Here is a 26,513-nt window from a genome sequence, read left to right on the forward strand (position 1 = left end):
GCTCGCTATCGCTCGGCATCACGCTTTAGAATCGCCTCCAGTGACAAGTCGCTCATAAGCGTAAGAAAGAGGCAATTTATGGATCGCGAAGGCGCCGGCTCTTCAGGAGATTTGGATGCTCCCGCATCACCCCATCAGGAGTCCGCGTTTCCGACGAGCGCTTTGGAGCGCCTGCAATTGGCGCTCGATGCTGGCGCGATCGTTGGAACGTGGGTGTGGAACATCCTTGACAACCAAGTGACTGCGGATGAGCGATTCTCGCGATCTTTTGGACTTCCAGCAGATAAATGCCTGGCGGGTATCCCGATTGAGGAAGCCTTCGCCTCTATTCACCCTGACGACCGTGAACGTGTCTCTGCCGATATCGAAGAGGCGATGAGCCGCGGGGGGGCCTACCGGTGTGAATACCGCGTCAGACAGCATGATGGCAACTACCGTTGGATTGAGGCTAATGGTAGAGCTGAGCTTGACGATGAAGGCCGCGCTGTTCGGTTCCCTGGCGTTCTCATGGACATTGAGTCACGCCGGTCAGCAGAAGCTGAGCGCGACAGGATGTCAGCGTTGCTTCGTACCTTCACTGCTGCCGTTCCGGGTGTTGTCTACGCAAAAGATCTAGCGGGGCGGCTGATCGTTGCCAACGATGGTGTCACCCAACTGGTTGGCAAGCCACCGGAGCTCTACCTGGGCAAAACCGATTTGGAGTTTTTGGAAGACAAAGCCCAAGCACGCCAGATAATGGAAACCGATCGGCACATTATGCAGGGCGGGCAGGCCGTTCAGATCGAAGAACGTGTCGACATGCCGGATGGCACAGCCACCTACTGGCTTTCGGTCAAAGCGCCACTGTGTGACGAAGCAGGCGAGGTCATGGGGCTGATCGGCTCATCCATCGATGTAACCGCGCGAAGAAATGCCGAGGCGGAGCTGCTTGAGCTCAACCGTACTTTGGAAGCGAGGGTTGAAGAAGCTGTGGCCGAGCGAGAAGCGGCGCAAGCAGCGCTGCGTCAATCGCAAAAAATGGAAGCGGTCGGCCAATTGACCGGAGGCATCGCACACGACTTCAACAATCTGCTGGCGGGCATCACGGGGAGCCTTGATTTGATCAAGCTCCGCTTGAAGCAGGGACGTATAGCTGATGTAGAGCGCTACCTGACGGTGGCCCACGGTGCGGCGAATAGGGCGGCCTCACTCACTCACCGGCTGCTAGCGTTCTCTCGCCGCCAGACACTGATGCCTGTTCATACCAATGTGAACACGCTCATCAGCGATATGGAGGAGCTAATAAGTCGGACAGTAGGGCCAGCCATTCAACTCAAGGTGGAACTCCGCGCGACATCGAGTACCTGCCTGGTCGACCCGGCCCAAGTGGAGAACGCGCTGCTGAACTTGTGCATCAACGCGCGTGACGCGTTGAAAGGCGGAGGGTCAATCGCCATCAAGACCTACAACGAGGAACTGGTGCAAGGGGCCGAGCTGGATCCGGAATTGGAGCCTGGCACCTACTTCACAATCTGTGTCGCCGACGACGGTCTCGGCATGAGTTCCGAAACGCTCACTCGAGTATTTGAGCCGTTCTTCACGACCAAACCCGTAGGGGCGGGCACCGGGCTTGGACTGTCCATGATTTATGGCTTTGCCAAACAATCGGGCGGGCAGGTCAGGATCGAGTCGGAAGAGGGGCGAGGAACCCGGGTATTCCTTCAATTACCCAGTCTTGCAGCCAGCGTCGAAGCTGCACCTCGCGCAGAGTCCTTGCCTGAATCGCCAATGGCCTTGCCAGGCGAGACGGTATTGGTCGTCGATGATGAGCCCTCCGTCCGCATGTTTGTGAGTGAAGCGCTGGGTAACTGCCGCTATATCGTCATTGAGGCCGCCGACAGTCTAGCGGGCCTTCAATTACTGCGTTCGGATACCCGCATCGATTTGCTGGTGACCGACATTGGCCTCCCAGGAGGCATTGACGGCAGGCAGATGGCCGATGCCGGGCGCTGTACTCGGTCGGGGCTTCCGGTCTTGTTCATGACTGGGTATGCGCAGCCGCACGTCTTGGACAATGCCCAGCTTGAGCCCAACACGGCTGTGCTGACGAAACCGTTCACGCTTGAAGCGTTGACGTTGAACGTTAATGCTTTGCTCAAGCGTAGCTAATCGGTACTTGTAGTATCGCAGCTTGGGCGGTTTATCCCGCGTCGGGGTTCACGCCACGATAGGCGTGGAGATAGCTGTTCTCTCCGCGCTTAGGCGCAGCTCTGCGATATCACGTTTGGGCGGCATGCCGAACTGGCGCCCGTACTCGCGGCTGAACTGCGAGGGGCTCTCGTAGCCGACCTTGAAGGCAGCGGTGGCAGCATCCAGGTCTTCGTTGAGCATCAACCGTTTCGCCTCGTTCAACCTCAGCCATTTCTGGTACTGCAGCGGGCTCATGGCGGTGAGCTGACGGAAATGCTGATGGAAGGTGGAGAGCCCCATCTGCACCTGGGAGGCCAGCTCGTCCACTCGCAAAGGCGCGGCGTAGTTCAGCTTCATCCAGTCGATGGCTTTGGCAATTCGATGGCCCTTGCTGCCTACGGAAGCGATATAGCGCAGTAGAGGGGCCTGGTTACTCAACAGCAAACGATAGTGGATCTCTCGTTGAATCAGGGGCCAGAGCACCGGTATCGCATCCGGCTCCTCTAGCAGCTGAATCAGACGGGCGAAGCTCTCCAACAATTTCGGGCTCAGTTCACCCACGCCAGCGCTGGTATGGAAGGACTGACCGTTCACAGGAAGACGACCATCGTGCGCGATCAGCTCCGCCAGCGTGCGCAGATCGAGCTTGAATACCAGGCCGAGACAGGGCGCTGCATCGCTGGCCATCGTCACCGCTGAGTTGGCGGGTATGTTCAGCGAGGTGACCAGGAAGCGAGTCGTATCGTAGGGGAACACGTCGCTGCCGATGACCATTTCCTTGGCGCCCTGCACGACCAGCACGATGCTCGGCTCGACGATGCAGGTGATCGGTGGGGCTGGGGCGTTACGTCGGTACACGCTCAGGTCTGCAATGCCTGTCTGGAAATCGCCCGCAGTGGGCGCGTGCGCGCCGATGACCCTGCACAGCGTGGCCATTGGGTTCGTGCTTGAAGGCGTTAATGCGTGGGTGGCCATGGCGTGGGTTCCGATCATCGTATGGCAAAACATTACTTTCATGTCACTTCCCCTGTCCATGTCCGGTGACCAGGGGCTGGACATTTAGGCAAGAAAACTACCCGTTTGCTCTACTGGTGTGCTGGTTTATGCGAGGAATATTGGCGGCAGTTGAGGCCCGTGCACTTTGAGATTGATACAACGAGAACCGCTATGAACAGCCCAGCAATACCCCTTCAACACTCAAGCCGTCACGTCTGGGGCGCTGTCCTGGCGATGTCACTATGTGCTTTTGCCCTGGTGGCTTCAGAGTTCCTGCCGGTGAGCTTGCTCACGCCGATCGCGTCCGAGTTGTCACTGACTGAAGGCCAAGCCGGGCAGGCCATTTCCATCTCGGGTTTCTTTGCTGTCATCACCAGCCTGTTGCTTGCAACCATGACCCAGGGGATCGACCGCAAGCCTGTGCTGTTGGCCACAACTGCGCTCATGCTGGTTTCTGGCGCGGTGGTGGCGTTTGCCCCAAACTACCTGACGTTGATGGTAGGGCGCGCGGTGCTTGGAATTGCCATTGGCGGTTACTGGTCGATGTCCACTGCTGTAATGATGCGCATCGCGCCAGAGGCCCTCATTGCGCGGGCTATTGCCGTGATGCAGGGCGGTACTGCGTTGGCCACGGCCATCGCGGCGCCCGTTGGGAGCTACCTGGGCGGCTTGATTGGCTGGAGAGGGGCGTTCTTTTGCGTCGTGCCATTGGCTGCATTGGCGTTGATCTGGCAGGCGTTCACCCTGCCGGCAATGCCGAGCCAGCGCACTCAGGTATCGGCCTTCGGCCCCCTGCGCTTGCTGGGTGACTGCAAGATCGCCCTTGGCATGGGTGCAGTAGCTTTCCTGTTCATGGGACAGTTCGCACTCTTCACGTATCTGCGGCCTTTCCTGGAGACGGTCACGCTTGTCGACCTGCCCACGCTCTCGCTCCTGCTGTTGGTCATTGGTGCCGCAGGTTTGCTAGGCACCCTGTTGGTGGGCGCGCTTGTTAACCGAGACCTGAACAGGATTTTGGTGGGAATCCCGCTGATCATGAGCGCTATCGCATTCGCCGTGATCGCAGTGGGTACCTGGGTGGTTCCAGTCGCGTTTTTGCTCGGCCTTTGGGGACTGATCGCAACGTGTGCACCCGTGGGGTGGTTTACCTGGTTGGCCAAGGCGCTGCCGCACAATGCAGAAGCCGGTGGTGGCTTGATGGTTGCGGTGATTCAGTTGGCGATCACCGCTGGTGCCACAGTGGGCGGCTTGCTGTACGACGGGGCCGGTTACCGGGCTACCTTTATGGCCAGTGGCGTATTCTTGCTCATCGCAGCCACGCTGAGTGTTATCACAAACGCTATGGGAGATCGGCGCAGGCGGTGATAATGGGGGCAACTACAAGGGCCAGTCATGCTAACCATCTCCAATAACGTGCATCTGCCGGATGCCGAAATCGAACTGACATACATCCGCGCGCAAGGCGCGGGTGGGCAGAATGTCAACAAGGTGTCCAGCGCCGTGCACCTGCGCTTCGACATCCGTGCCTCATCGTTGCCCGAGTTCTACAAGGAGCGGCTGCTGGCGCTGCGTGACAGCCGCATCACCGGTGACGGCGTGTTGATCATCAAGGGCCAGCAGTATCGCACCCAGGAGCAGAACCGTGCTGACGCACTGGCGCGTCTTGCCGAGTTGATCATCAGTGCCGGCAAGACCGAGAAGAAACGCCGCCCCACCAAGCCGACCCTCGGCTCGAAGACCCGCCGCCTCGAAGGAAAAGCCAGGCGGAGTACGGTCAAGGCGGGTCGGGGTAGGGTGGACTTCTAGTGCGGTTAGGCCAGCACCTCTGGGTCAATGCTGTGATTGCGCCTGCAGGTTGTGAGTTGGAGCCGAAGCGGCGAGGGCGGCAGGCCTGGATGACAGGGCTGCGATTGCCGCTACCAAGGCGAGGCCACCAATGAAGCACGCGACCGGGACCCAGTCGCTACCGTTGGACATGAGTGCGTAGCACAGACTAGGTGAGAAACCGGCAACGATGAAACTCAGCTGGGTGGCTAAGCCGACACCGGTATAGCGCACACGGATGCTGAACATCTCTGCATAGAACGAAGGCCACAGGGCATTAGGGGCGCTGTAAAGCAAAGATTTGAGTACAACAGTGCTGAAGATGATCAGACCAATGCTTCCGGTGGTGATTGACCAGAGGAAGAAGAATACCCCTGCACTGCAAGCGAATGCGCCCACCGTGAAGATTGTCTTGCGCCCAATTCGGTCACCCAACAGCCCGAACAAGGGCTGACACACCAACGCTACCGCCTGACTGGCTGCAATCGCAGTAAGCATTGAGGGCCGATCGATCCCTTGGTTATTGGTGGCCCAGGAGAGGCCAAAAATCATCACAAGGGAGGAAACCGAACAGATCAATGCGCAGCAAAATACAGTAAAGAATGCGCGACGTTCGTTGCGCATGAGGTCGACGACAGGCGGAAGGTCACTGGCAGGTTTGCTTGCTTTGAACTCGGGACTTTCTTCAACGCCGCGACGGATAATCCACGTGATCACGACCATTACTGCGCTGAGCAAGAACGGAATGCGCCATCCCCAGCTCAGAAGCTGCTCTTCACTCAACATGGAGAGCGGGATGAACACTGAGGTGGCGAGGATCGACCCCATGGAGGCGCCATTGATCAACCAGCTTGTGTAGAACCCTTTACTTTTACCCGGAGCATGCTCCATGGTCAGCAAGCTGGCCCCCACCTGTTCTCCACCTGCAGAAAACCCTTGAAGCAAACGGCATAAAACCAACAGCGCTGGTGCCCACGCACCCACTGTCGCGTAAGTTGGCAGAAGGCCGATGGTGAATGTTGCGAGACCCATCAGCAGCAGCGTCATCATCAATACTTGCTTCCGGCCCCACTTGTCGCCCAGGTGACCGCAAACCAATGCGCCGATTGGGCGCGCTATGTAGCCAACGCCGAAGGTGGCAAGCGCAGCAAGCGTACCCGCCATAGGATCATTGGAGGGGAAGAAGAGGGTGCTGAAAACCAAGGCTGCGGCAGAGCCGTAAATGAAGAAGTCGTAGTACTCGACGACGCTACCCAGGAAGCTGCCGAATGCAGCTCTGCGGGCCATGCGCCGGTGGTTTGTGGCATCTGAATGCATGGTGACACCTTTCTTGTAATTGTTTTTTCAAGAGAACTCAGCGGCTGCCAAATGGTGCCAGCTGGCTACCGCCGCAGACATGAATGACTTCGGCGGTTACGAATCCGGCGTCCCCAGAAGCCAAATAAGAAGTAGTTCCAGCAATATCCTCTGGCGTGGCCAGACGCTTCAGTGGGGTATTGCTGATAGAACCCTGCGCCATTCGCTCAAAGCTCTCTGCATCACGTCCATCCAGTGTGAATGCGGAGGGTAAGAGGCCTGGCGCAATGGCATTTACGGTGACGTTGTAGTCGGCTAGTTCTCGAGCCATCGATCGTGTCAGGCCCACCAAGCCAGCCTTGCACGCCACATAGGCAGGAGGGCCGCCCGCTACCCAGCATCGCGACACCATGTTGATTACTCGACCACTTGCTTGTCGCTGCCAGTAGGGGGCGACGTGCTGGCAAATCAACGCCGGAGCGCGGAGGTTTACAGCCATCATGTGATCCCACTTCGCGACGTCGAAGTCGTAGATAGAACCTCGGTGGTTAACGGCTGCGTTGTTGACCACAACGTCGATGCGACCAAACTGCTGACCCACCTGCTCGACCATTTCACGGATCGACGCGGGGATGCCAAGATCAGCCTGGACTGCAACGGCACATTGGCCGGGCGCCAGTTGAAGCTGTTTCAAGAAGCCCTGAGTCGCTTCCAAGTCGATATCAGCGGCCGCAATGTGCATTCCATCTTTGGCCAAGCGAATGCAGATTGCCCGCCCCAGTTCTCCAGCGGCGCCGGTGACGAGTGCAACGCGGCGATTTTCATGTGTTGTATTCATGGGCACGGTACCTCAGGGCTTGTTTCGCAAGCGACGGTGGTCATATTCATGTAGCGACGCACAAGATCCCGGTTCCGGGACAGCTTCGATACGTCGGTGTGGCTCGAGTCAAAATCCTCAATTGAGATCCAGTCGTCGAAACCGTTTTTTCGGAGCGTTTTCAGCATGGATTGAAGCGGTAGCACCCCCTCATCCGGCGGGCACCATTCCCAGCGCCAGCCCTCGCCAGGGGCCTGCGGAACGTACGCCACATTTTTAACTTGCACGTGAGCGAGGTAATCGCCCATCAGATCCAGCGACAGCTGCACGTCCTCTCGCCCCTCGATTGCGAGGTTGCCTAGGTCGTAAATGATGCCCAGCTGCTGCGCCGGATAGTGCTCAGCGATTCGCATTGCAAGCGAAGGGCTAGAGCAGATGGTTCGTTGGTGGACTTCAAGCGCGAGCTGAATACCTGCTTTTTCGGCGAGCGGGACAATGTCATCGAGGAAGCGGCGCATAGTCGAATAGCCGGCGGCATAACGCTGATTCTCGTAGCCAGGGCCCCAGAGTCGAAGTCGGGCTTGACCTGCTTGAGCGGCCAGGTCAATGAGGAGACGCGCATTTTCAATGTCCCCGACAGCCAGGTAAGGGCTTAGCCCAAAAATCTCGAGGCCGTGCGACTGGCAGTGACGGTAAATGCGATCAATAGCCTGATGAGTGGGAGGCACGGTACAGCGGTTATTGCTTCGCGCGTCCCATGGGCGCCCAGCATCCAGGTTATCGACATTTGCCACCCGCCATTCCACACCTTGGTAGCCTTCCCGCGCTAAGTGCTCGACAAGGTGTTCTGGGGAAAGCGTAGGCAGCGAAGCGCTGGAGACGCCTAAACGCGGCGTTTTTTGTTGTGTCATATACAGCACCTTAATCACACCCCTAGGTGGTGGGGTGGCTGGATGCTAAATCAAACAGCTGGTTCATTAAATTGATATAAAAGCCACCTTTGGTTAACCTGTGGGTTGATAAACAGAGGTGTTGAATGAAGCCATCACCCATCAGTCTTCGTCATTTCAGGGTGTTCCTCGCAGTCGTTAGCTCTGGCAGCCTTGTGACGGCTGCCAAGCTTCTTCACATCACGCTGTCGGCGGTATCCAAAAGCATCAAGGAGCTTGAGCAGGAACTGGACGCCCAGTTGCTGGTGCGTGGGCGAAAAGGGGTACAACTGACGCAAGCGGGCGAGGCGTTCAGCAAGCATGCCACTCAGACCATGGCCAACTTCCGGCTGGCCATGGAGGAAGTGAAAGATGTGCCCCAAGCACCTCAGGTTTTGAAAGTGGGTGCGTTACCGACTGCTGCTGGTTACATGCTTGCACCTGTCGTAGAGCAGATGCGGCAACGATATCCCCATATTCAGGTGCAGGTCGCTTCCGGTATTTACGATTACCTGGTGGGCAAGCTGAGAACGCGTGAACTCGACTTGATCGTGGGTCGCTTGATCGGACGGGACATGGTAGGTGTGGTGTTTGAAGCACTCTACGAAGAGGATCTGGTGCTTGTGGTACGCAGTGGCCACCCATTGACCCGGCAGCGTCATCTTGGTTTGGAAGATCTGCGCCCCTACACGCTCGTCGTTTCGCCGCACGGGACCTTGGTGCGGATCAGCGTCGACAATTTTCTATTATCCAAGGGCGGGGTTGAGGGATTTCAAATACAGGAATCTCTGAGCGAGACATTCTCGCGAGTGTATGTGCAAGATTTCGATGGGGTGTGGTTTGTTCAGCGGGGGGTGGTCGATCTGGATATACGCATGGGGTTAGTTCAGCAATTGCCGTTCAGCAGCACACTGCTTCGTGCGCCGATAGGATTGACGTCCCCGACAGACCGGCCATTATCAGAGGCGGCGACTGTTTTTGCCGAGCTGTTGAGGCAATGGTGTGCTCAAGTGCAGCCCAAAAACTGAGTGACTGGATGGGCCTCAATATCGACTGACCTACAGCAGGTGGTGATGGGGGACGATCCCGCTCGCCCCCGTAGCCTGATAACCGCACGATATAAATGCACTGGGCATTCAGCGGGTGGCGTGACAAAGCCTTTCTATGATCCGGCGGGCCCTGTTGGCACCGACGTCAACATGAATATCAATCATCTGCCGTTCACCGAATCGACACAGGTTCTTGTATTGAGATTCGATAACAACTTTGTCCTCATCAAATGTCATCATGGTTTGCTCAACTACTTTCGCTTTAACTTCTTCGTGATTGCTTTCCGGGTTGGTGGCGATGGTCCAGAAGTAATGGCTAGTGGTTTCGGTTTCCGGGGTCACGCCGTGGAAGCCGCGCATGTGGAAGCCGCCCCGCTGCGGATTGTCCAGGGGCTCGGTTCCGGCATCTACAGCGCCGGTCCAAATACGCAAGTGGCTGATATGAAACTCAATTTCCTGCCAGCGATCGACAGTGCCCTTGAATGGGTAGGCGGCGATATAGGTCGGAGGTGGGACGGAGTCAGGCATGTGTCGAACAACGCGAACCGAATGATCGTCACTTTCTACCGTCATCTGGGCATTCATGTGAACGCTGGCGTTGCCGCCAATGGTGCGTAGGTGGACATAGCCCAAATGGCTTAGATCCATCAAGTTGTCGTGTATGAGCTGATAGGGCGCGTCGTAGTGATACACGTCACCCTCAAAAAGATAATGCCCATTCGTGTGAACATCGTAGGCAGGAGGTTCATCGATAGGCTCTGGGTGTTCGGGGCTGCCAAACCAGATCCAAACGATCTGGTCTTTTTCAACCACGTGAAAGGCTGCCACTTTTGCTTTGCTAGGTATTTTTTCCTGGCCGGGGACCTCAATGCATTTACCGGCTTCATTGAACAAGAGACCGTGATAGCCGCAGCGAAGGCCGCTGGCTTCAAGTGTTCCATCAGACAGCGGTAGTGCCCTGTGACAGCATCGGTCTTCGAGTGCCGCCACCTTGCCATCCGCGGTGCGGAACATCACGACTGATGTGTTCAGCAAGGTCCGGCCCACGGGACGATCCTTGAGTTCCCAGCCCAACGCAGCCACATACCATTGATTGAGCGGGAATGTGGAAGGCTTGGCGGGTGCAATATCCTGGGCGAGTGACTGAAGGGGAGAGGCAGTCATAGGAGTCTCCGTTGCAGTGAATGTGTTGGTTAGAGATCAGAGGTCAAGTACGAGTCGAGGTGACTTTGCCCGGGAGCAGCACGGCGTGAAGCAATCATTCCTGGCGTGTTCATCGGCGGTCATGAATTGATCCCTGTGATCCGGGATACCCTCCAGCACGCGTGTCACGCATGTCCCACACACGCCTTGTTCGCAGGATGTTTGAACTTCAATTCCCGCGTCGTCCAACACCTCGAATACGCTGCGGTCGATTGGAATTTCAAAGGCTCTACCGCTCCTGGCGAGCACTACCTCGAAGGGCGTGTTCGAACCCTGGTCACTGATCTGGCCCGCAAAGAACTCCCGATGCATGCGCGCTTGCGGCCAGCCGGCAGCCTCGCCGGTTTCCAGAATGTGGTTCATGAAGCCGGTGGGGCCGCACACATACAGATGGCAACCTTGATCGACCCTATCGAGAATGGCGGCGGCATTCAGTTTTTGCTGCTGCACGCCGCTGTCATCATGGAAAGTGACGCGGTCCGCGAACGGCGCATGAGCAAGTGCGTTAACGAATGCTGCACGGTCGCTGGAGCGGAAGCAGTAATGAAGCTCGAACTCCAGGCTGCGATGCGAAAGCTCATAAGCCATGGCCAGGATTGGGGTAATACCAATGCCCCCGGCAAACAGCAGGTGGCGCTTTGCGCGGTGGTCGAGCTGGAACAGATTGCGTGGCGCACTGATCGTCAGCGTTTGACCTTGCTCTACAGCTGAGTGCATTGCCTGCGAGCCACCGCGGGAGCTAGGCTCCCTCAGAACACTGATGAGATAGCGATTACGCTCTCGTGGGTCATTGCACAGCGAGTACTGGCGAATGAACCCGCCTGGTACATGAACGTCGATGTGGGCACCGGCTTCATAGGGCGGAAGTGATCCGCCATCCAAGGGGCTCAATTCAAAGCTGCAAACACCTTCTGCTTCGATTGCCTTGCGGCTGACGTTGACTTCAAACATGACTCATCCCTCCACATTCAAGTGGCTACTGAAAATTCACAGGTAAACGATCGACCGGGAGGAGGTCAGCCTGGCGCGAATGGCGGCAGCTCTGGCTTGCAGCCAGGGACGCGGGAAGTGACTCGGTGACGGGTGTTCATGGCACTACCTGATAATTATTTTTGTGAGGTGCTGTGACGGCATATCATGCTGGGCTGGCCCCAGCTATCGGTTGAGTAAATCCTCGGACCAATTGGTTGCGGTGTCAACTAATTTTCTTCAAGGCCAATTTAAGGTGTGCTCTCGATGTCCTCAGCCCCCCAGCTAGACCTCGCCCGCTATGTGCCCGCGCTGCTGAATTTTCTGTCGAACAAACTCTCCTCAGGGGCTTCGCAGTGCTATCGAAAACACTTCGGGATTGGCGTTGTGGAGTGGAGGATGCTGTCCATGCTGGCAGTGGAAAGCGGGATAACGGCGAATCGTATCTGCCAGGTGATCGGCCTCGACAAAAGTGCTGTTAGCCGCTCTCTACAGGCGCTGGAGGTGGCAGGGCGAGTTCGTACGGAAGTAGATCCTGCTGACGGAAGGCGCTACACCGTTTCGCTTACCGAGAGCGGTGTGCAGTTGTACAACCGGGTCTTGATGGTTGCGCTTGAACGAGAGCGTCGCTTGCTGAGTGGCCTCTCGTCAGCCGAAGTCGATACCTTGATTAACTTGCTTGGACGCTTGAACAGCCAGGTCTCTCACGTCAACGACTACGATCCAGAGAACCCCTGAGCGTGATGACCATGATCTTCATCCGTTCGACGACCAAGCTGCACCTGAGATAACACTACCGGCTACCGGCGCCCCCTTCCGGTATCAACCTTCCAGGCTGCCTTCGCACCTTTGCGCGGGCATACCCCCCCTCGGAGCATCGCAACCGCACTATTCAATGCTTGGCCACAAGTATCGCGATTGCCGATAGGTCACATCCCAACAAGCGATTAGTCAGAGCCCTGCACTGAGGTCAACCTGTCCCCGTCGTCTGGTCTATCCCGCCAGCTGACTTCACCTCGGCAGGTCGATCGCATCGATCCCGTTCGCCTCGTCCGGCCGTGGTGGCAAAGAAAATTGCCAACAAAAACAATAAAAGAGGGTTCGTTCGATGGCTATTCGCTCCATCGCCGCAGCGCGGCGTGCGCCTTTCACTCTGACGCTCGCCACTGCCTTGGTCTGCGGTCTTCCATGTGCCCAGGCGTTTGAAGTGCAGACCGACAACCCTGACCTCAGTCTGCGGTGGGACAACACGCTCAAGTACAGCTCTGCCTGGCGCCTGAAGGACCAAAGCAGCAAGCTCAGCAGCGGCTCGGTGGCGTTGAACCAGGACGATGGCGACCGCAACTTTGACAAGGGCCTGATCTCCAACCGCCTGGATGTACTCTCTGAACTGGACATTGGCTACCGCGAATACGGCGCGCGAATCAGTGGCGCGGGCTGGTTCGATACCGAATACCAGAAAGACAACGACAACAATGACCCGACGCGGGCCAACCAGCGTTCGGTTGCCTACGACGAATTCACCGACGATACCCGCCACTTGCACGGCGGCGACGGCGAGCTACTGGATGCCTTTGTCTACTGGAACGGTGATCTGGCCGACCGTGCGCTCTCGGTACGTCTGGGCCGCCACGGGCTGATCTGGGGTGAAAGCCTGTTCTTCGGCGCCAACGGTATCGCTGGCGGTATGGCACCGGTAGACGTGGTCAAGGCAGTGTCGGTACCCAACACCCAGTTCAAGGAAATCACCCGGCCGGTCAGCCAGCTGTCGACCACCTATCAACTGACCGATGCATTGTCAGTCGGCGCTTACTACCAGTTCGAATGGGAAGAAACCCGTTTGCCGGGGGCTGGCAGCTATTTTTCGGTGAGCGACACCATTGGCGAAGGTAACGAGCGACTGATTGTCGGCGCACCGTTCCCGCCATTTCTGGGCGGCAACCCCGGCAGCCCGGCAGCCTTTTTCCACGGCAACGACAAAGAAGCCAAGAGCTCGGGGCAGGGCGGCCTGCAGTTGCGCTACACCGCCGACACCGTTGAGTACGGCCTTTACGCCATCCAGTACCACGACAAATCCCCCAAGCTGTACTTGAAGCCAAGCGCTACCGGACCGAACTTCGCCACTGGCCAGATCGGCGAATACTACTGGGTCTATCCCGAAGAGATCCGTGCACTGGGCGCAAGCTTTGCCACCACGCTGAATGAGTACAGCTTCGCCGGTGAAGCCTCCATGCGCTGGAATATGCCGCTGGTTTCCAACGGCCAGACCGTTACGCCGGGCATGGTTGCCGACAATGACGACCATCCGCTTTATGCCGTGGGCCGCACGGCGCACCTGAACCTCAACATGCTGGCGTCGCTGGGCCCCTCGTTCATCGCCAATGAGGCAAGCCTGGTCGGCGAAATCGCTTGGAACCGCTTGCTCAGTGTCACCAAGAACCGTGCTGCGCTTGACCCGAGCGCTACCGACGACGGCGTTGGCATCAAGCTGGTGTACAGCCCGACATATCGGCAGATTTTCCCTGGCATCGACCTCAGTGTGCCAGTGGGCGTCAGCTACTTCCCCATGGGCAAATCGGCGGTGATCAGCAGCTTTGGCCCGGACCGCGGTGGCGATTTCAACATCGGCCTGAGTGCCACCTACCTGGACCGAGTCACCTTCGGCCTGACCTACACCCACTACTACGGCCCAGAGGACACCAACCTCAACGCCGCCAGCCAGTTTACGTTCAAACAATCACTGAAAGACCGGGACTACCTGGCCTTCTCGGTCAAAACAACATTCTGAGGGGACGCGTGCATGAACATTCCTTTCTCACTCAAGCACTTTTGTGTGGCCCTGCTCGGCGCTGCCGCGCTCAGTTTGCAACTCGCGCAAGCCGCTGGCCCGGATGATCTGGGCAAGCAACTGACGCCGCTGGGCGCTGAGCGCGCCGGTAACGCCGACGGCAGCATTCCGGCCTGGGACGGCGGCTACACCAAGGTGGACCCCGCGTTCAAAGAGGGTGGCAAGCGCGGCGATCCGTTTGCCGCTGACAAACCGCTGTTCAGCATCACTAGCAAGAACATGGACCAGTACGCGGCCAAACTCAGCGATGGCACCAAAGCCATGTTCAAGCGTTACCCGGATACCTATCGCATCGACGTTTATTCAACCCGGCGCAGCGCTGCAGCTCCGCAATGGGTGTACGACAACACCCTGAACAATGCCAAGCACGCCAAGCTGGTGCAAAGCAGTGCAGGCCTTGTGCCCGAAGGTGCCTACGGCGGTATTCCGTTCCCGATCCCGAAAGACGGCACAGAGGCGATGTGGAACCACATCCTCAACTGGCGCGGCACGTCACTGGCGATGGATTTCCGGCATTACCTGATCACCGCCGATGGTGCTCAAGTGCTCACCACTGACGGCAAAGCGGTGCAGGAGATGCCGTATTACTACAAGGATGGTAACGCCGCCAGCTTCGACGGTGACTATTGGCTGTTCCGCCTGCTCAACGTTGGCCCGCCATTGCGGGCAGGCGAACAAATCATGGGACGTACCAACCTCAATGGCGACAAGTCAGAGGCGCACGTCTACCTGACCGGCCAGCGACGAGTGCGCAAGCTGCCCAACGCCTGCTGCGACACTCCTACGCCGGCGACTGCAGGCGTGATGTCGTTCGATGAGCTGAGTGTGTTCCAAGGTCGGCTGGACCGCTTCAACTGGAAGTTGGTGGGCAAGCAAGAGATGTACATCCCCTACAACACCAACAAGGTCCAGGCTGCCGGCAAGCCTGAAGACCTGTTCGACAAACATCACCTGAACCCCGATCAAGTGCGCTGGGAGCTCCATCGTGTGTGGGTGGTAGACGCCGAACTTGCACCCGGCAAGCGTCACCAGTTGCCCAAAGGGCGGTACTACCTCGACGAGGACACATGGCAAGCCATGCTCGGTGACCGCTGGGACGCCAATGGCCAGTTGGCCAAGACCCTGTGGTCGCTGCCTGCGGTGATGCCAGACCTGCCGGCGGTGGCCCAGTTGTCTTCGGGCTTCTACGACCTGGTGTCCGGTGCCTGGTTCATCCAGAACGTATACACCGGCAAAGCTCAGCAGTACGCCTCGGTTGAACGTTACAAACCTGCTGAATTCTCACCTGCCGCAATGGCCGGGCGCGGCGTGCGCTGACGATGTTCAGGGGAGGGTGCATAGCGCCTTCCCCTCCTGCGACAGAATCGAGGTAGATATGAACACACTGCGTCAGTTGAGTGGCCTGTTGTTGGCCCTCCTTATGCCTTTTGCGCCTTATTGCCTGGCTCAAGGGCTGGTGGTCGGCGACGTACTACAGAGCCCGGCGGCCAAGGTTGCCAACCCTCAGCGCGGGGTTTTCACTGCCCTGGCCTTGGCGGGCCAGCGCCTGGTGGCGGTAGGTGAACGCGGTCTGATCCTGCTATCCGATGACAACGGCGAGCATTGGCGTCAAGCCAGCGTGCCGGTATCGGTGGGGCTCACCGCAGTGCAGTTTGCCGATGCCAATGTCGGCTGGGCCGTGGGCCATGGCGGTGTGGTACTGGGGACGGGCGACGGTGGCGAAAGCTGGCGACTTCAGCTCGATGGCCTGCGTGCAGCGCAGCTTGAATTGCAGGCAGCGCAAAGCGCGCTGTCGAACCAGGCGGATGACGAAGTGGCGCAAGTACGCGTACAAACCGCCGAACGCCTGCTTGCTGAAGGGCCCGACAAACCACTCCTGGCGCTGTCAGCCCGTGACACCAAGCATGTGCTGGTGGTCGGTGCCTACGGCCTGGCTTTGCGCAGCGATGACGGCGGCGCTAGCTGGCATTCAGCGATGGGCCAGATCGATAACCCAATGGGCCTGCACCTGTATGCCGTGGCGTACCAAGGTAATGACTTGGTGCTGGCCGGCGAGCAGGGCTACTTAGCGCGGGCGCTGGACGGAGAACACTTCGAACAGATAAGCAGCCCCTATGCCGGCACGCTGTTCACCTTGGCAGCGCGCGGCGACGGTGCACTGCTCATTGGCGGGCTCAAAGGCCACGCGTTTGTCCTGGCGCCCGGGGCCGAGCGCGCCGAAGCGTTGCCGACCCTGGCGCCGGTGTCCTTCAGTGATGCCAGTGTTTTAAACGATGGTCGCGTGCTGCTGGCCAATCAAGCGGGCGGATTGTTTGCAAGCGCTCCCTCGGGATTCACCCCGGTCTCCGAATCATTGCGCAAACCGGTCTCAGGCATCGTCCAGGCCGCCGATGGCAGCCTCGTTGCCGCGGGGTTCTCCGGGCTTTCGCGCCTGCCACAGCCCACCGTTTCCGCTTCGGAGTGAGTCAATGAATTCCGCTCGCCAAACCCTGTCATCCGCGTCCGATAGCTTCGATCCTCGCTCTGGATCGCTGATCGAACGCGCACTGTTCAATCACCGCCATTGGGTGCTGTTGCTGTGCCTGCTGACCACCGTGCTGCTCGGCTGGCAGTCGGGCCGCCTGGAGCTCAATGCCAGCTTCGAGAAGATGATCCCCACCGGGCACCCCTACATCGCCAACTACCTGGACAACCAGAAGGAGTTGTCCGGCATCGGCAATGCGGTGCGTATCGCTGTCACCAACCGCCACGGTGATATCTACGACGCCGATTACCTGCGTACCCTGCAGGCGCTGAGCGACCAGATCTACCTGTTGCCGGGTGTTGACCGCGCCTACATGAAGTCGCTGTGGACGCCTGCCACCCGTTGGGTTTCGGTGACCGAAGAGGGCCTGGACGGCGGCCCGGTGATTCCTGATGAATACGATGGCAGCCCGTCATCGCTGGGCGAACTGCGGCGCAACGTGCAATTGTCCAACGAGATCGGTCAATTGGTAGCCTTCGACCAGCGCTCCAGCATCATCTACGTGCCGCTGATGGCGCGCACACCCGATGGCAAGCCGTTGGACTACCGGGTGTTGTCCGATCAGTTGGAGACCCTGCGGGCGAAGTACCAGAGCGACAGCGTCGATATCCACATCACCGGTTTCGCCAAGAAAGTCGGTGACCTGATCGAAGGCCTGGAGCAGATCCTGCTGTTCTTCGCTGTTGCCATTCTGATCACCACGGTGGTGCTCTACGGCTACACGCGTTGTGTGCGCAGTACCTTGCTGGTGGTGTTCTGCTCGCTGGTGGCGGTGGTCTGGCAGCTTGGCCTGCTGCCCCTACTGGGCTACGAACTGGACCCCTATTCGGTGCTGGTGCCGTTCCTGGTGTTCGCCATTGGCATGAGCCACGGCGCGCAGAAAATGAACGGCATCATGCAGGACATCGGTCGCGGTATGCACCGCGTGGTGGCTGCGCGTTTCACCTTCCGCCGACTGTTCCTCGCAGGCCTCACTGCGCTGCTGTGCGATGCCGTGGGCTTTGCCGTTTTGATGCTTATCCAGATCCAGGTGATCCAGGACCTGGCGATCATCGCCAGCATCGGTGTGGCCGTGCTGATCTTCACCAACCTGATCCTGCTACCGGTGCTGCTCTCCTATGTCGGCGTCAGTCCTCGCGCTGCTGCGTTGAGCCTTAGAAGCGAGCGGGCCGAGGAGGGGGGCCAGGTGCGTCATGCATTCTGGCGCTTCCTTGACCTGTTCACCCGCAAGCCCTGGGCCGCCGTCTGCGTGGTTGTCAGCCTGGTGATGGCAGTGCTCGGCTTCCTGGTCAGCCTGAACTTGGCCATCGGCGATCTTGACGCCGGGGCCCCAGAGTTGCGCGCCGACTCGCGCTACAACCTGGACGATGCCTTCATGACCCGCAGTTACGGGGCCAGCAGCGATCTTTTCGCGATCATGGTGCGTACACCAAACAGCGCCTGTGCACGCTACGACATCCTGCGCAAGGTCGATGAGTTGGACTGGCAACTGCGCAGCCTGCCGGGCGTGGACTCGACCAACTCGCTGGCGCTGCTCAACCGTCGGATGCTGGTAGGTCTCTCCGAAGGCAGCCCAAAGTGGTACGAACTGCAGAACAACCAGGCGATGCTCAACATGATCACTGCCAGCGCGCCGCGCGGCCTGTACAACGAGTCGTGCAACTTGCTCACGCTCTATGTCTACCTCTCCGACCACAAGGCGCAAACGCTGACCCGGCTGGTGGAGCACGTCGAAGCCTTCGCCGCTGCCAACGACACCGACGAAGTCAAATTCCAGTTGGCTGCCGGTAACGCCGGGATCGAGGCCGCTACCAACATCGTGGTCAAGGAAGCCAATCGCGAGATGCTGTTCTGGGTCTACGGCGCGGTGATCTTGCTGTGTCTGATCACCTTCCGCTCCTGGCGCGCCACCCTCTGTGCGGTGATCCCGCTGATGCTTACCTCCATTCTCTGCGAGGCGTTGATGGTCTGGCTGGGCATCGGCGTCAAGGTCGCCACCTTGCCGGTGATCGCCTTGGGCGTGGGCATTGGCGTCGACTACGCGCTGTATGTGATGAGCATCATGCTTGGCCACCTGCGCCAGGGCGCCAGCCTTTCCGAAGCCTATTACCGCGCGCTGGTCTCCACCGGCAAGGTGGTGATGCTCACTGGCGTGACCCTAGCCATCGGCGTCGGCACCTGGATCTTCTCGCCCATCAAGTTCCAGGCCGACATGGGCGTGCTATTGGCCTTCATGTTCGTCTGGAACATGGTCGGCGCACTGCTGCTGTTGCCAGCGCTCGCCTATTTCCTGCTGCCAGCGACCCGCCGCAGCGATGCAGTCGTCGCCGCCGAGCCAGTCGCCGATATGCAGCCCGCCAAGGCCGCCGCCACGGGTCGCCCGTTGTTGCTGGATACCGCCACCCGCTGACCTTCGCCCCAACAACAAGAGCACATGGGTATGACACCACTGATCGAGACTTTGCAAACCCTCTGGCTCGCACTGCCGCGCGTCCTACAGACGGCCATGGAGGCGCACTGCAATGAGCACTGAGCGCCAGGCGGGTTTGCCGCAATCCTTGTTGCTACTGTTTGGCAGCTGTTTGCCGGTGCTGGGCGCGGTGCTGCTGGCACCTGTACTGCCGCGCATGCAGGCGCATTTTGCCGATACACCCGGCGCCGAAGTGCTGGTGCCTATCAGCCTGACCATTCCGGCGTTAGTGATCGCGCTGCTGGCGCCGTTTGCCGGTGTCATCGCCGACCGTCTGGGGCGCAAGCCGCTGTTGCTGGCCTCGATGATGCTTTACAGCCTCTGCGGGCTGCTGCCGCTGTGGCTTGAGTCGCTGCTGGGTATCGTCATCAGCCGTGCAGGCCTGGGCCTGGCGGAGGCTGGCATCATGACCTGCTGCACGACGCTGATGGGTGACTACTACCAGGGCGGGCGGCGCGAGCGCCTGTTCGCCCTGCAGATGGTCGCCACTTCGCTTTCGGCGGCAGTGTTCATCGCCTTGGGCGGCGCACTTGGGCAAAACGACTGGCGTCTGCCTTTCGTGCTGTACGGCGCCGGCCTGTTGCTCCTGCCGCTGATGGCAATGCTGCTCTGGGAGCCGAAGGTCGCTGAAGCCGCGGCGTTGTCTGGCAAGGCTGAAGACTTCCCGTGGCGCAGGCTCTTGCCGTTGTACCTGCTCACCGTACTGGCGGGCATCAGCCTATTCATCGTGCCGGTGCAAGCTGGCTTCCTGCTCACCCTGCTGCACGTCGATTCGCCCCAGCAGATCGGCATGACCATGGGCGCCAACCAGCTCGGCGTGCTGGCCGGTGCACTGAGCTTCCGCCTGCTCAACGGCCAGCGCCGGCAACATCTGCTGCTGCTGGCTTTCGCCACAGCCGGGGGCGGTGGGCTGCTGATGGCCACCACCGCCAACCCAACGCTGGTGGCGGTTGCGGTGCTGATCAATGGCCTGGGCATCGGATTGATGCTGCCGACCCTGATCACCGGAGTGATGAGGCAGGTCGATTTCACCCAGCGCGGCCGCGCCACCGGAGGCTTCACCGCAGCCCTATTTGCCGGCGAGTTCATCAGCCCCCTGGTGGTGCTGGGCCTCAATGGCGGCGTGGTCGCCCAATTGCCTGGCGCCCTGACCGTGGTGGCTGTCGCCCAGTTGCTGCTGGCGCTCGCCTGCGTGGTGCTGGCGAAGTGTTTCCGTTCGCGCGGCGCTGGCGCTACCACCACGCTTGATCACATCTAGAGGTAGCCATGCCCCAATCCCTGGAAAACGCCGCGTGACGGCAATTGATTGAAAGGAGTTTTCATGCAAGCACTTCCCCCATTCCAGCGCGTGGTCACCGGCCACGACAACGAGGGCCGCGCCGTGGTCACCCTGGCAGGCCCCACGCTCAACAACTTCCCGCTCAAGGCGGTGCCCGGCACCCTGTTCTATGAGGTCTGGAACAGCAGCGTCAGCCCGGCGCTGCTGGACAATGGCGCCGACCCAACCGACAAGCCCCTGCAACTTTCCCCGGGTGCCCAGGGCAGCGTTATCCGTGTGGTGGATATCCCGCCGGACAGCGTGCAGAACCAAGTTAGCGCCGAGGATGCCGCTGCGGCCTTCGCCGAGATCGGCCAAGCCCATGCAGGCACTGGCAAGGCGGACTCCAGGCACAAGCTCATGCACCGCACCGAAACCCTCGACTACGGCCTCGTCACCGAGGGTGAGGTGTGGTTGGTGCTCGACGGCGAGGAAGTCCACCTCAAACGCGGCGACATCGTGGTCCAGCGCGGCACCAACCATGCCTGGAGCAACCGCACCGAGAACATGGCGCGGATGGTCTTCATCCTGCTTGACGGCCGCTACGCCCCCGAACTCAAGGAGATGCTGCAATGAAGCTTGCCACACTCGACGACGGCAGCCGCGACGGCCGCCTGCTACTGGTTTCCTGTGACTTGAGCCGTGCGGTGGACGCCGCCGATATCGCCCCCACGTTGCAAGCGGCCGTGGATGACTGGCCGAACGTGGAGGCCGACTTGCGCGGCCGCTACGATGCCCTTAACAAAGGTGAACTCGCCGGCGCCTTCGACTTCGACCCCGCCCGCGTGATGGCGCCGCTGCCGCGTGCCTGGCAATGGCTGGACGGCTCTTGCTTCCTCAGCCACGGCGAGCTGATGCAGCGAGCGTTCAACCTTGCGCCCATCGAAGGCGTAGAGTCCACGCCGCTGATGTACCAGGGCGCTGGCGACGACTTCCTTGGCCCGCAGCAAGACATTGCACTGCCCAGCGAGGCCCACGGCATCGACTTCGAAGGCGAGTTCGCTGTGCTGGTGGACGAGGTGCCCATGGGCTGCACGGCCGAACAGGCACTGAAGCATATTCGCCTGGTACTGCAGGTCAACGACGTCAGCCTGCGGGCGTTGGCGCCACGGGAAATGAAGACCGGCTTCGGCTTCGTCCAGGCCAAATCCTCCTCCAGCTTCGCCCCTGTCGCAGTTACCCCAGACGAGCTGGGAGATGCCTGGCGCGACGGTCGCGTACACCTGCCCCTGAAAGTGGAGTGGAACGGCCAGTGGTTTGGCCACCCGCATGGCGGCGCCATGCACTTCGGCTTCCACCAGTTGATCGCCCATGCCGCGCTGACCCGTCGCCTCGGCGCCGGTAGCGTGATTGGCTCCGGCACCGTTTCCAATGCCGATCGCAGCGTGGGGTCGGCGTGTATTTCCGAGCGCCGCGCCATTGAAATGATCGAGCATGGCGCGCCGCGCACCGGCTTCCTGCAATTCGGTCACCGCATTCGCATGGAGGCCCACAACACGGATGGTTCGCCGTTGTTCGGTGCCATCGACCAGCAGGTAGTCCAGGCAGCCCCGCCATGCGCGTGATGATTACCGGAGCTGCCGGTTTCCTTGGCCGCTTGCTGGTGCAACGACTGCTCGACAAGGGCCAACTGCGAGGCCAGCCGTTGGAAGCGCTGGTGTTACTGGATCAGCAACTGGAGGGTTTTCCTTCCGACCCGCGCCTGCGCTTGCTCGCCGGCAGTATCGCAGAACCGACCCTGTTACGCCGCGCCCTGGCCGATGGCGTGGATGTCGTGTTCCATCTGGTGAGCGTCCCCGGCGGCGCAGCCGAGGAGCACTATGCATTGGGCCGGCAGGTGAATCTGCTGGCGACCCTGGAGCTGCTCGACCAGTTGCGCAACGCTGCGCGGCCACCGGTGCTGGTCTACGCCAGCAGCGTGGCCGTGTACGGCGCGCAACTACCGGCACGCATGGACGAGCAGTGGATGCCGCGTCCGGCGCTGTCTTATGGCGCGCACAAGGTCATGGTGGAAACCCAGCTCAATGACCTCGCCCGCCGTGGCGAGGTAGATGGCCGCGCATTGCGGCTACCGGGCATCGTCGCAAGGCCCCACGAGCCGAACGGCTTGCGTTCGGCCTTCATGAGCGACCTGATGCACGCCCTTGCCGCTGGAGAAAACTATTGCTGCCCGGTGTCGCCGCAGGCCACCGCCTGGTGGATGTCGGCGCGTTGCTGCGTCGACAACCTGCTGCATGCCGCCGAACTGCAAAACCCCGGCCCTCAGCGGGTGTGGCAGTTGCCAGTGCTGCATCTGGCCATGGACCAAGTGGTCGAGGCTCTGGCCGAGGCCTTCGGCGACGACCGTCGGGCCTTGGTGAGCTACCAGCCGAACGTGGACCTGGAGGCCCTGTTCGGCCGCTATCCGCCTTTGCGTACCCCGCAATCGCGAGCCCTGGGATTTCATCACGATGGCTCTGCCCAAACGCTGGTGCGTAACGCCCTTAGCCTGAGCCAACGCCCGCGCCATGCGCGCGCGTCATTACAAACCCTTTGAGACCTGCTGCCATGACCCTTGCCCGTAAACGCCGCCTCGTCGATCTCTCGGTAACACTGGACAACAACCCCTACACCGACCCGCCGCCGCTGCTGCCCAAGATCGACTACATGGACCACCAGCAGGGTTGGCCTGAAATGGCCGCGATGTTCCCTGGCCTGTCCCTGGACCAGATGCCGGGGCACGAGTCGTGGGCAGCAGAGCGCCTGTCGATCACCACCCACAGCGGCACTCACATGGATGCGCCTTGGCACTACGCCTCTACCACCGACGGCGGCAAGCCGGCGTTCGGTATCGATGAGCTGCCGCTGGAGTGGTGCCTGCAAGCGGGAGTGAAGCTGGACTTTCGCCACCTGCCCGATGGCCATGTGGTGACTGGCGCCGAGGTGCACGCTGAGCTTTCGCGTATCGGCCATGAGCTGCAACCGCTGGACATCGTGCTGGTGAACACCCGTGCCGGCAGCCTGTTCGGCGAGCCGGGGTATCTGGAAGCAGGCGTCGGCATGGGCCGTGAAGCCACCCTCTACCTGCTGGAGCGCGGCGTGCGAGTCGTGGGTACCGACGCTTGGAGCTGGGACGCACCCTTCAAGTACACCCGCGAACGCTTCGCCGCGAGTGGCGATGCGTCGATCATCTGGGAAGGCCACAAGGCTGGGCGCGACATCGGCTACGGCCAGATGGAGAAACTGGCCAACCTTGATAGCCTGCCGGCCAGCGGCTTTTTGGTGTCTTGCTTCCCTTACAAGATCAAGCATGCCTCGGCCGGCTTCGTCCGCGCCGTGGCCATCTTCGAAGAATAAGAACAGGAGCAACTCCCTATGCGATTACGCATACTGTTGGCGGCCTTGGCGTGCTTTGCGCCAGTCTTCGCCGGCGCGGCCGAGCGCCCCAATATATTGCTGATCGTAGCCGATGACCTGGGCTACTCCGACCTCGGCGCCTTCGGTGGTGAAATTGCCACACCGAGCCTCGATCACCTGGCGGCCAGTGGCCTGCAACTGACCAGCATGTACGCTGCGCCGACCTGTTCGCCGACCCGATCCATGCTGATGTCCGGCACCGACAACCACCTGGCCGGGCTGGGTACCATGGCCGAAGGGATGCAGCCATTCCAACGAGGCAAGCCAGGCTATGAGGGCTACCTCAACCAACAGGCGCACTCTATCGCCGGCCTCTTGCGCGATGGTGGTTACCGTACCGCCATGGTCGGCAAGTGGCACTTGGGCCTGGCCCCGGAGCAGGGCCCGGACCGTCGTGGCTTCGAGCAGTCTTTCACCCTGCTCGAAGGGGGTGGGGTGCACTTCAAGCCCGCCCCTGGCTCGACCGCGAAGATCGAACAACTCTCTTACCGCGAGAATGGCAAGCCAGTGGAGCTTCCGGATGACTTCTATTCCACGGACTTCTATACCGACAAGTTGCTGGCGTACCTGAAGGCGGGGCAGGGCAGTGGCAAACCCTTCTTCGCGTATGCGGCTTACACCTCGCCACACTGGCCGTTGCAAGCACCGCAGGCTTACCTGGATAAATACCGCGGTCGCTACGACGGCGGCTACGACGCGGTTCGCCAGGCGCGAATCGAGCGCATGAAAGAAAAAGGCCTGCTGCCTGCCGACTTCCAGAGCTCCGCGCCGCTCCCGGTCACCCCGCAGTTGCCTGGCTGGGACCAACTGGACCCCCAGCGCAAGCGCATCGAGGCGCGCAAGATGGAGATCTACGCCGCGATGGTGGACAACCTCGACCACAACGTCGGTCGCCTGCTGGAATACCTGCAGACCAGCGGCCAGATGGACAACACCTTGATCGTTTTCATGTCCGACAACGGCCCCGCTGGCGAACGCCACGAGCAGTACTACCCCGCCGGCCCGAATACCGACAACCGCCTGGAGAATCTCGGCCGACGCGGGTCGCAGATCGACTACGGGCTGCGCTGGGCAGAGGTGAGCGCGGCGCCACTGCGGCTGTTCAAGGGCAGCACCGCCGAAGGCGGTATCAGCGTGCCGGCCATCGTACAATTGCCGGCCAGCCTCCGTCGTCAGGGGCTGGAGCGTGGTGTGGCACGGGTGGATGACCTAGCGCCGACCTTCCTTGCCCTGGCGGGTCTGCCGGACCCGGGTGACCAGTACCAAGGCCAGCCCAAGCATCCCATCACCGGCCGCTCCATGCTGCCGATGCTCGAAGGCAAAGGCCGGGCTGAGCCGGTAATGGCCGGTGAGCTGTTTGGCAGCCGCTATTACCGCGAAGGTAACCTGAAACTCCTTGGCCTGGTGCCCTGGAGCATGCCGGGCCAGCCCCAGCCACCGTTGCGTTGGCAGTTGTTCGACTTGTCGCACGATCGCGGCGAGCAGCACGACCTCTCCGCCAGCCAGCCGGAAACCACGCAACGCTTGCAGCAGGCCTGGCAGGACTACGCCCGCCGTGTCGGAGTGGTCGCACCGCCTCTGGCCAAGGCCCCATGAGGCGCCAGCTCTTCGTCGTGGGTGGCTTGAGTGTGCTGGCCCTGGCGACGGTAGCTGCGCGCTCGCCCACCAGCCTGCCCTTGGGCAATGTCGCCGGCTGCGAGGCCTACGGTGGCTTGCCGGCGGGTTGGGGCAACGACCCGCTGGCCGGGATGGTCCGCGTCAGCGGCGGGCGCTTCACCCCCGGCACTGATGGGGGTTACCCGGATGAGCGACCGTTAGCCCCAGTGCACGTCGGCGACTTCTGGATCGATCGCACCGAGGTTACCCGCGCGCAGTTCGGCGCCTTTGTCGAGGCCACCCATTACATCACCGAGGCTGAGCGCTCCGGTGGCGCCGCGTTGTTCCACGTACCGCTGGACACGGCCAGCGGCGGGTCGGCGTTGCCTTGGTGGCGTTACGTAAGGGGTGCTGACTGGCGCCACCCATCGGGCCCGGACGGGCCGTTGGCCAACCTGGACCAATACCCAGTGACCTTGGTCACCCTGGCGGACGCCCAGGCCTACGCACAGTGGCGCGGCAACGACCTTCCCAGCGAGGCCGAGTGGGAATATGCAGCGCGCGGCGTTGACCCCTCGCAACGTCTCGGCGAGGAACCACGCGACAGCAACGGCCAGCCCGCCGCAAATTACTGGCAGGGCGTGTTCCCCGTGCATGACGCAGCCGAGGACGGTTTCGCTGGCGTTGCCCCAGTGGGCTGTTTTGCCGCCAACGCCGCTGGGCTGTTCGACATGATCGGCAACGTTTGGGAATGGACGGCAGATGCCCAATGGGGGCCGCTGATCAGTCACGCCAATGGCGATCCGAGCCAATTGCGTAGCGCGCTTGCACCGTCGCGTCCTCAGGTCATCAAGGGTGGCTCCTACCTTTGCGCCGCGTCCTATTGCGCCCGCTATCGCACGGCGGCACGTGAGCGCCAGGATGCGGACCTGGCGACCTCTCATGTGGGCTTTCGCACCATTCGCCGTATCCCGCCAACAACCTTGACCCACTCGGAGTGGTAGGGTAGTACAAGCAGTCTGAATGACCCCTCGCCAACCGGTTTGCCGGGAAACGAAGAGCGGGTCGCCCCAGGGTATAGGGGGCGACCCGCTCACGGCGTGTCAGCG

General features: G+C 60.5%; 22 protein-coding genes. 16 read left to right on the plus strand and 6 right to left on the minus strand.

What is annotated here, in order from left to right:
- Positions 1 to 78 precede the first annotated feature (78 nt).
- Complete coding sequence (locus HU750_RS08215; protein ID WP_186678458.1) at positions 79 to 2,148, plus strand: hybrid sensor histidine kinase/response regulator; 2,070 nt, start codon at positions 79 to 81, stop codon at positions 2,146 to 2,148.
- A 48-nt stretch (positions 2,149 to 2,196) separates the two neighbouring features.
- Here the strand turns inward: HU750_RS08215 and HU750_RS08220 are convergent, their stop codons facing one another.
- The gene (locus tag HU750_RS08220; RefSeq protein WP_202883845.1) at positions 2,197 to 3,144 is read right to left on the minus strand and encodes an AraC family transcriptional regulator; all 948 of its coding nucleotides are present in this window, start codon (positions 3,142 to 3,144) and stop codon (positions 2,197 to 2,199) included.
- 192 nt (positions 3,145 to 3,336) lie between these two features.
- On the opposite strand from HU750_RS08220, the gene HU750_RS08225 reads away from it, so the two are divergent.
- Positions 3,337 to 4,530, plus strand: a complete 1,194-nt coding sequence (locus HU750_RS08225) for an MFS transporter (RefSeq protein ID WP_186678461.1) — start codon at positions 3,337 to 3,339, stop codon at positions 4,528 to 4,530.
- Positions 4,531 to 4,557: 27 nt separating this feature from the next.
- Positions 4,558 to 4,971, plus strand: coding sequence for an alternative ribosome rescue aminoacyl-tRNA hydrolase ArfB (gene arfB / locus HU750_RS08230; protein ID WP_085272877.1), 414 nt, complete (start codon positions 4,558 to 4,560; stop codon positions 4,969 to 4,971).
- A gap of 24 nt (positions 4,972 to 4,995) precedes the next feature.
- On the opposite strand, the gene HU750_RS08235 is transcribed toward arfB, so the two are convergent.
- The 3 genes from HU750_RS08235 to HU750_RS08245 are packed head-to-tail and all read right to left on the minus strand — an operon-like array spanning position 4,996 to position 8,013.
- Positions 4,996 to 6,306, minus strand: a complete 1,311-nt coding sequence (locus tag HU750_RS08235) for an MFS transporter (RefSeq protein WP_186678463.1) — start codon at positions 6,304 to 6,306, stop codon at positions 4,996 to 4,998.
- 37 nt (positions 6,307 to 6,343) lie between these two features.
- Positions 6,344 to 7,123 (minus strand): SDR family NAD(P)-dependent oxidoreductase, encoded by a 780-nt coding sequence (locus HU750_RS08240; RefSeq protein ID WP_186678464.1) that lies wholly within the window; start codon positions 7,121 to 7,123, stop codon positions 6,344 to 6,346.
- Positions 7,120 to 8,013: a sugar phosphate isomerase/epimerase family protein gene (locus HU750_RS08245; protein WP_225935634.1), complete on the minus strand. Its 894-nt coding sequence runs from the start codon at positions 8,011 to 8,013 to the stop codon at positions 7,120 to 7,122. Before HU750_RS08245 ends, HU750_RS08240 begins: the two co-directional genes overlap by 4 nt.
- Before the next feature lie 125 nt (positions 8,014 to 8,138).
- On the opposite strand from HU750_RS08245, the gene HU750_RS08250 reads away from it, so the two are divergent.
- Positions 8,139 to 9,059, plus strand: coding sequence for a LysR substrate-binding domain-containing protein (locus HU750_RS08250; protein WP_186678466.1), 921 nt, complete (start codon positions 8,139 to 8,141; stop codon positions 9,057 to 9,059).
- Positions 9,060 to 9,167: 108 nt separating this feature from the next.
- On the opposite strand, the gene HU750_RS08255 is transcribed toward HU750_RS08250, so the two are convergent.
- Positions 9,168 to 10,244, minus strand: coding sequence for a Rieske 2Fe-2S domain-containing protein (locus HU750_RS08255; RefSeq protein WP_186678467.1), 1,077 nt, complete (start codon positions 10,242 to 10,244; stop codon positions 9,168 to 9,170).
- Positions 10,245 to 10,280: 36 nt separating this feature from the next.
- The gene (locus HU750_RS08260; protein ID WP_186678468.1) at positions 10,281 to 11,234 is read right to left on the minus strand and encodes a PDR/VanB family oxidoreductase; all 954 of its coding nucleotides are present in this window, start codon (positions 11,232 to 11,234) and stop codon (positions 10,281 to 10,283) included.
- Between the two features lie 285 nt (positions 11,235 to 11,519).
- On the opposite strand from HU750_RS08260, the gene HU750_RS08265 reads away from it, so the two are divergent.
- The 12 genes from HU750_RS08265 (at position 11,520) to HU750_RS08320 (ending at position 26,408) form a co-directional block, all read left to right on the plus strand.
- On the plus strand, positions 11,520 to 11,990 hold the full coding sequence (locus HU750_RS08265) for a MarR family winged helix-turn-helix transcriptional regulator (protein WP_099454190.1): 471 nt from the start codon (positions 11,520 to 11,522) through the stop codon (positions 11,988 to 11,990).
- Between the two features lie 370 nt (positions 11,991 to 12,360).
- A complete protein-coding gene (locus HU750_RS08270; RefSeq protein WP_186678471.1) occupies positions 12,361 to 14,040 on the plus strand; it encodes a DUF1302 domain-containing protein in 1,680 nt (559 codons plus the stop codon).
- 12 nt (positions 14,041 to 14,052) lie between these two features.
- Complete coding sequence (locus HU750_RS08275) at positions 14,053 to 15,417, plus strand: DUF1329 domain-containing protein (RefSeq protein WP_186678473.1); 1,365 nt, start codon at positions 14,053 to 14,055, stop codon at positions 15,415 to 15,417.
- Positions 15,418 to 15,475: 58 nt separating this feature from the next.
- Positions 15,476 to 16,564: a WD40/YVTN/BNR-like repeat-containing protein gene (locus HU750_RS08280; RefSeq protein ID WP_186678475.1), complete on the plus strand. Its 1,089-nt coding sequence runs from the start codon at positions 15,476 to 15,478 to the stop codon at positions 16,562 to 16,564.
- Between the two features lie 4 nt (positions 16,565 to 16,568).
- Positions 16,569 to 19,034, plus strand: coding sequence for an efflux RND transporter permease subunit (locus HU750_RS08285; protein ID WP_186678476.1), 2,466 nt, complete (start codon positions 16,569 to 16,571; stop codon positions 19,032 to 19,034).
- 112 nt (positions 19,035 to 19,146) lie between these two features.
- Positions 19,147 to 20,352, plus strand: coding sequence for an MFS transporter (locus HU750_RS08290; RefSeq protein WP_186678477.1), 1,206 nt, complete (start codon positions 19,147 to 19,149; stop codon positions 20,350 to 20,352).
- Positions 20,353 to 20,415: 63 nt separating this feature from the next.
- Positions 20,416 to 20,988: a cupin domain-containing protein gene (locus HU750_RS08295; RefSeq protein WP_099454184.1), complete on the plus strand. Its 573-nt coding sequence runs from the start codon at positions 20,416 to 20,418 to the stop codon at positions 20,986 to 20,988.
- The gene (locus tag HU750_RS08300; RefSeq protein WP_186678479.1) at positions 20,985 to 21,977 is read left to right on the plus strand and encodes a fumarylacetoacetate hydrolase family protein; all 993 of its coding nucleotides are present in this window, start codon (positions 20,985 to 20,987) and stop codon (positions 21,975 to 21,977) included. The genes HU750_RS08295 and HU750_RS08300 overlap by 4 nt, the downstream gene beginning before the upstream one ends.
- A complete protein-coding gene (locus HU750_RS08305; RefSeq protein WP_186678482.1) occupies positions 21,968 to 22,948 on the plus strand; it encodes an NAD-dependent epimerase/dehydratase family protein in 981 nt (326 codons plus the stop codon). Before HU750_RS08300 ends, HU750_RS08305 begins: the two co-directional genes overlap by 10 nt.
- An 11-nt stretch (positions 22,949 to 22,959) precedes the next feature.
- On the plus strand, positions 22,960 to 23,748 hold the full coding sequence (locus HU750_RS08310; protein WP_099429316.1) for a cyclase family protein: 789 nt from the start codon (positions 22,960 to 22,962) through the stop codon (positions 23,746 to 23,748).
- Between the two features lie 18 nt (positions 23,749 to 23,766).
- On the plus strand, positions 23,767 to 25,404 hold the full coding sequence (locus HU750_RS08315; RefSeq protein WP_186678485.1) for an arylsulfatase: 1,638 nt from the start codon (positions 23,767 to 23,769) through the stop codon (positions 25,402 to 25,404).
- A complete protein-coding gene (locus HU750_RS08320; RefSeq protein ID WP_186678487.1) occupies positions 25,401 to 26,408 on the plus strand; it encodes a formylglycine-generating enzyme family protein in 1,008 nt (335 codons plus the stop codon). Before HU750_RS08315 ends, HU750_RS08320 begins: the two co-directional genes overlap by 4 nt.
- The last annotated feature ends 105 nt before the right edge of the window (positions 26,409 to 26,513 follow it).

This window comes from Pseudomonas sp. SWRI50 (assembly GCF_014269095.1).
GTDB classification, from domain to species: domain Bacteria; phylum Pseudomonadota; class Gammaproteobacteria; order Pseudomonadales; family Pseudomonadaceae; genus Aquipseudomonas; species Aquipseudomonas kermanshahensis.